7 protein-coding genes and 2 pseudogenes are annotated in these 5,299 nt (G+C 58.7%); 7 read left to right on the top strand and 2 right to left on the bottom strand.

What is annotated here, in order from left to right; genetic code table 11:
* Window positions 1–77: 77 nt before the first annotated feature.
* From KPG66_RS15685 to KPG66_RS15655, 7 genes and pseudogenes are all read left to right on the top strand, one after another.
* Window positions 78–862 (top strand): annotated as a pseudogene (locus KPG66_RS15685) (tyrosine-type recombinase/integrase); the annotation flags it as partial.
* A gap of 45 nt (window positions 863–907) precedes the next feature.
* Window positions 908–1,540, top strand: a pseudogene (locus KPG66_RS15680) (DUF4158 domain-containing protein).
* Window positions 1,541–1,776: 236 nt separating this feature from the next.
* Window positions 1,777–2,067, top strand: a complete 291-nt coding sequence (locus KPG66_RS15675) for a prevent-host-death protein (RefSeq protein ID WP_013428809.1) — start codon at window positions 1,777–1,779, stop codon at window positions 2,065–2,067.
* A complete protein-coding gene (locus KPG66_RS15670) occupies window positions 2,064–2,483 on the top strand; it encodes a PIN domain-containing protein (protein WP_237071405.1) in 420 nt (139 codons plus the stop codon). Before KPG66_RS15675 ends, KPG66_RS15670 begins: the two co-directional genes overlap by 4 nt.
* 289 nt (window positions 2,484–2,772) lie before the next feature.
* Window positions 2,773–2,922 carry a hypothetical protein gene (locus KPG66_RS15665; protein ID WP_237071404.1) on the top strand — a complete coding sequence of 50 codons (150 nt, stop codon included), beginning with the start codon at window positions 2,773–2,775 and terminating at the stop codon, window positions 2,920–2,922.
* A 1-nt stretch (window position 2,923) separates the two neighbouring features.
* The gene (locus tag KPG66_RS15660; protein WP_237071403.1) at window positions 2,924–4,015 is read left to right on the top strand and encodes a zeta toxin family protein; all 1,092 of its coding nucleotides are present in this window, start codon (window positions 2,924–2,926) and stop codon (window positions 4,013–4,015) included.
* The gene (locus tag KPG66_RS15655; RefSeq protein ID WP_237071402.1) at window positions 3,972–4,232 is read left to right on the top strand and encodes a KfrB domain-containing protein; all 261 of its coding nucleotides are present in this window, start codon (window positions 3,972–3,974) and stop codon (window positions 4,230–4,232) included. Before KPG66_RS15660 ends, KPG66_RS15655 begins: the two co-directional genes overlap by 44 nt.
* A 419-nt stretch (window positions 4,233–4,651) precedes the next feature.
* On the opposite strand, the gene KPG66_RS15650 is transcribed toward KPG66_RS15655, so the two are convergent.
* Window positions 4,652–4,906, bottom strand: coding sequence for a hypothetical protein (locus KPG66_RS15650; RefSeq protein WP_237071401.1), 255 nt, complete (start codon window positions 4,904–4,906; stop codon window positions 4,652–4,654).
* Between the two features lie 208 nt (window positions 4,907–5,114).
* Window positions 5,115–5,299 (bottom strand): SIP domain-containing protein (locus KPG66_RS15645; RefSeq protein ID WP_237071400.1); only part of this gene is annotated, 185 nt, incomplete at its 5' end.

Genomic DNA, 5,299 nt, shown 5'->3' with positions numbered 1-5,299 from the left:
AACCAAGCACCCAGCTCAGTCGCTGGAACAGCTGCTGAGGCGGGAGGCGACCATTCCATCTGAGTTGCTGTTGACAACGGCACGCGATGACGATTCTCAACGTGATATTCGCCTGGTTTGTGGACGCCGGCTACCTGGCCGGTAACCCGCTGTCGCTCACGCGTCGCCGCGGCGTCGCGACGAGACCGGCCGTGGCGCGCTATTTGACCTACGAGTGGTGGAGCGTGGTCAAAACAACAATTGAAACGTTGCTCGTCGGCACCGAGCGCGAGCGGCTGCACACTGCGCGCTGCCGATGGCTGTTCACCGTGTTGTAGCTGGCTGGCCTGTACGCGGCGGAGATCGCCAGCACGCCGATAGGGGGTGTCTTCTGCCGGCGCGATGCCGCCGGCGTCGAACGCTGGTGAACGAGGTGCATGGCAAGGGGCAACCGGATGCGCCTGGTGCCAGCCACCGACGAGCCGATCGCCGAACTTGCCCGTTACCGGCGCACGCACGCCTGGCGCCATCTCCATATCAAGGTGAGAACCGCACGCTGCTGCTGCCACTCATCGGCCATAAGAAACCGCTCGCGCGCAGCTCGATCCACCTGATCGTCAAGGAAATCTTCGCGTTGGCCGCGGCACGACTGCGCTTGTGTGGCCTCGAGTGGCATGCTTAGGCCGAACAGCTCGCCCGCGCATCGGCGTACTGGGTCCGGCATACAGTCGGCTCACATATGACCGATCAGCAGCTCGACCTGCGTTTCGTATGTGACAACCTTGGGCATGCCTCGCTCGCGACCACAAGCGTCTATTTGCATGCCGAAGACGATGTGTGGCACGAAGCCATGCAGACACGCCACCAGCTCAGCTGGGACTGATGTTTCGCCTCTCTTCAGGAGCCTTATGTCACGTCGCCCGATTTTCTGTCGGCATCGGAACGGGAGCGCCTCCTAGCTATCCCCGAGGAGCTCGGCAAGCTGATTTGCCACTATACGTTCAGTGAGGCCGACCTGCTCGTGATTCGTCAGCGGCATGGCGATGCGAATCGTCTTGGCTTCGCCGTGCAGCGTTGCTTACTTTGGTGTTTGGGCCAGGGAGGGTTGACGACGACCGACGTGCCGCCCGCATTGCTGCAATGGACCGCCCCGCAACGGCGCATCAATCCGGCGTGCTGGTCCCAGTGTCTGAAGCGCGAGGAAACCCGTCGCGAACACCAACTCGAGTTGCGCGCTCATCTCGGCCTGTAATTGTTCGGCCTATCGCACTATCGGGCGACGGTGCATTCGCTCGTCGGCCTCGCGATGCAGACGAATAAGGGCATCGTCCTCGCGCAAGCGTTGGTCGAATACCCGCGCCGGCAGGTCATCCTGCTGCCTAGCGTGAACGTCATCGAGAGGATCTGCGCCAAAGTGATGACGGCGTACAACCCGCCAGATCTACAAAATATTGACGGAGGAGCCTCTTTGGGACGAGCATCGTCAAAGACTCGATCAGTCGCTGGGACGCCTTCAGGATTCGAAATTTTCCGTACGATAGCTGCAATGCACAATCAATAAAATCAATCAATTAGACGATGCAGGCTCGATCCAAATTGCGCTCGAAAAACAATTTGTGCACTCAAGGCAAGTCCAACAAGGGTTTCCGGGCCACTGGCGTACGATATTTTGTGAATCGTGACGGTACCCCTCATACACCTATTGCTACGGTTTTGTGGGTGCTTGCACCCAGGCCGCTATCTGTTAAAATGTGTACACATTGATTCACATTTTGCGCTCGGCGAGCGCGTAGGAGCATGGATATGGAAGCGATCACAGTCGGAATCCGTGAGTTTCGTGCCGACTTGGCGGAATACATCGCGGCGAATATGCCCGTTGCGGTGACGCGGCACGGCCAGACGGTAGGGTACTTCATTCCGGCACATGGCCAAGCCGAAGCGCATCTTGCCGCTATGAAAAAGGCAAGTGAAATCTTGGATGATCTGCTGACTGGCCGTGGCGTGGATGTCGAAGAGGTGGTGTCCGAGTTTAAGGCAGTTCGCCGGGCATCGACCGGCAAGGGCAAGACCGGTGCCAAATCCGCATGAGCAATAAGGCAATCGTACTCGATGCAAATATCTTGATTCGGGCAGTCCTTGGCACGCGCGTGCGCGAGTTGGTCATGGCGCATGTTCACGCAGTTCAGTTTTTTGCTCCCGACGTGGCGTACACAGACGCCAGAAAGTACCTGCCAGCATTACTGGAGAAAAGAGGCGTTGCGCCGGAGTCAGCGATAGCTGTGCTGGATAGCTTGGTTCCCTTGATCCAAATTGTTGACGCTGAAATCTATGGAGATGCCCAGGCCGCTGCGCTCCAGCGCATCGGGGCAAGGGATGCCGACGATTGGCCCGTCCTGGCATGTGCTATGGCAATCGGATGTCCGGTTTGGACGGAGGATGCGGATTTTTTCGGGACGGGGGTGGCGACTTGGACGACAGATCGAATCCAATTCTATTTAAATTAGATCCTATGTAGCGTGAGAACAGCCAAAGGGAGGCGCGCCCGACTTACGATATCGGATCACCAGCCGCTCAATCTGACGCGCGCTCAGGCCCAGCCGTTCGGCCGCATGACCCGGTTTCAGATTCATGTCCGCCATGGCCTGAATCAGCTTCAGATACTATTGTTGGAGTCTCAAGTATGACCAAGCAACTATTCAGTCGTGCCGGCGTTCGCTACGAGGTGGCGCTGGACGTGTTGGGCGCCATATTGCCCACCATTCTGAGACCATTGCGGCCGAGCGCGACAGGCCGGTGCCCGACGAGCCGGCTATTGAGCGCGCCTTGCAGGAGGTGGATGCGTTAGACGCACTGCGCGACGAACTTGACCCAAAGGAGCCTGAGGCTATCGAGCGCGTTATCCAGCAGTACGCTCCGCAGGCCCGCGGACTGTACGGCTACTGAGTTGGCCGCTGAAGCGATCCACGAGCTACGCAGCAGCGGCGGCGCCGTGCTCATCGATGCGGACCGGATGCGGGAGCGAAATCTCTGCCATAAGCGGCTTTCTCGCGAAGATCCGCAGCACGCAGCCGATCGCACGCACAAGGAAGCAGGAGAGTGGGTAACCCGGCTGACCATCGTGGCCGCTGAGAATCGGCGCAACCTAGTGATTGACGACACCATGCGTAGCCCGGAGAGCATCTGTGACCTAACGCGCCGACTTAAGGATGCAGGCTACAAGATCGAGGCTCGTGTCATGGCCGTCAATGCCAAAACCTCGTTTGCGCGAGCCCGGTTGCGCTTTGAGGAACAAGTGGCTGAGCGCGGCACCGGGCGCTTTGTGAACGAGGAGCAGCACGATAAAGCCTACACTGGTATCGTTGAATCGGTGCGTGCGCTGGAGCACGAGAAGCTAGTGGATGCCGTGCGCGTCTATGACGCCAACCAGCAGCCCATCTACGAAAATTTGCAAGAACGCGGCAACTGGCAGAAAGCGCCCGAGGCTGTTCAGGTGCTGGAGCAGGAGCGTGCGAGAGACTGGACCTACGATGAGCGCTGCGATTACGTATCGGTGCTGGAGCAAATCAACGCCTTGGCCAGTCAACGCGGGAGCTACCGCGACAACGTGGCCGATACCCTACGCATGGTCGCGGACGGGAAGGCCATGGACGGCAATGAAAATCCACCAAGTCACACTTATGCGCAAGTAAGCCGGTCCGAGCAGGATCGCACGTTGCGCCCCGTGTCGGCCGACCACGACGAGTTGGCCGCCAAGCTCGAGGCCTTAGCCAAGCATCCTGAACTAGACGGCGCCTACAAGCAGCTCCACGATATCAAGCAGGGCCGAGTCACGCAGATATCGCAAAACGACCGCGAAACGCCCTACCTCAGCGTCAGCGCACAATTGTCCGAGCAGCTTCATCGCGAACAGGTGCCCAAAGGCAATGTGGCCCTGGACGAGTCGCGCCGCGTGATTGAAATGGCTGCAGGACAACGGGGCCTTATGGTTCGAGATGCTGGCCAAAGGAAGTGCTGGCCAAAGGAAGCAAGACTTTAAAGACAAGGTGGTCGCCACATCCTCGCATCACGCCCTGGTGCAGGTATCCGACATGGTGGCCGTTTGCTACGAGAAGGCTCATTTCGACCGTGAAGTGCGCGCCGGCGAAAAGGTGGTCATTCAGCACGGAGATAAAAAAGCCAAGTCTATCAACAGGGCCAAGAGTCGGCGCGTGAACACGCGCGTGACATGGTCCGATAAGCAGACGTCAATATAAAAGAGCCGGCCCGCTCGGTTCTTGAGGATCCCGAGAATTTTATAGATATCGACCACTTACGAAAAAACCTGTTCCGCAATCGAGTTTGGGTCGTAGCCCGCAAACCCGTATTTCGCCTCAAGCTTTTTCAGCTTTGCGAAACAAAATCTGGGTCGTCAGCCGGGCTTCCCAATCAGCACTTCCACGGAGATATGCACCCGTGTTGCAAGGTACGCCATGCAGCTTGCCTTGAGTGGCGCGCCAGCGCCTGGCCTGCAGGGTACTGAAGTTGTCGGGTCGTTAATCATCTAAGAGGGAGGGAAAATATTAGTGCCGCTAAACAAAAACTGTATTTCCCCGCATAGAAAAAATTGTTACGTACTTTTGTCCTGTTTACACAACTTCCGTTCGGTGGGATTAAAAGCACTACGCTAGCGGCCCTACAGCCGCGGTAGCAGGCGTAGCAGATGCAGCACCCGCGTACTATCGCGGTAGTAGAATGCGACGAGCGCGCGCATGGTGAGGGCAGCCACCACCACGGCGAGGACTGCCGGATTGAGAAAATCGGCCATGTTCAACGCTTCTATCGTTGCTGTCGGTTGCCATCTGCACGTCAGATCTCTGAGCAACTCGCCGAGCCCGCCGTACACCGGGGCGTCGCTGCGAAGTAGCCGGCTGGCATCATGATGACCCATCGACACGAGAACGGGTCACCAGCCGACCGCGCGCGACGTTGTAATCGTGTGTCGTGTCGCCGACGTATGGCGTTCGGTTCGGGCGCGGATCCAGCGTCCACATCAGTTGCATCGCCTCGTCCAGCTTGCTGGTCGCCGTCCATTGGCGCCGGCGCCGACTTTGCGAATACCCGTCGCACGCTGACCAGGCAGAGCACGATGCAAATCGTCAACCATCGATCGTCTCGTGCACCGCTGCGGATCCGCGCCGCCAATAGCTGGCCGCGCGGATCCGGAACTTCGGTACACTGCGCTCCTCCACCAAGTGCTGGCGTACTGCGCGCGCCATGCTAGCCTCGGCCGCCACCCAAACGTAGCCATCGCCGTCCGGCAGGTACGTATCCCGTACCGCGC

The organism is Mycetohabitans sp. B2 (assembly GCF_021733735.1).
Classification (GTDB): Bacteria; Pseudomonadota; Gammaproteobacteria; order Burkholderiales; family Burkholderiaceae; genus Mycetohabitans; species Mycetohabitans rhizoxinica.
This window is presented reverse-complemented; position numbering and strand designations above follow the sequence as displayed.

Excerpts from the sequence above, each read along its gene's own strand:
- KPG66_RS15655 (WP_237071402.1), top strand. The coding sequence starts at position 3,972 with ATGCTGGCCAAAGGAAGTGCTGGCCAAAGGAAGCAAGACTTTAAAGAC.
- KPG66_RS15670 (WP_237071405.1), top strand. The coding sequence starts at position 2,064 with ATGAGCAATAAGGCAATCGTACTCGATGCAAATATCTTGATTCGGGCA.
- KPG66_RS15675 (WP_013428809.1), top strand. The coding sequence starts at position 1,777 with ATGGATATGGAAGCGATCACAGTCGGAATCCGTGAGTTTCGTGCCGAC.
- KPG66_RS15650 (WP_237071401.1), bottom strand. The coding sequence starts at position 4,906 with ATGGGTCATCATGATGCCAGCCGGCTACTTCGCAGCGACGCCCCGGTG.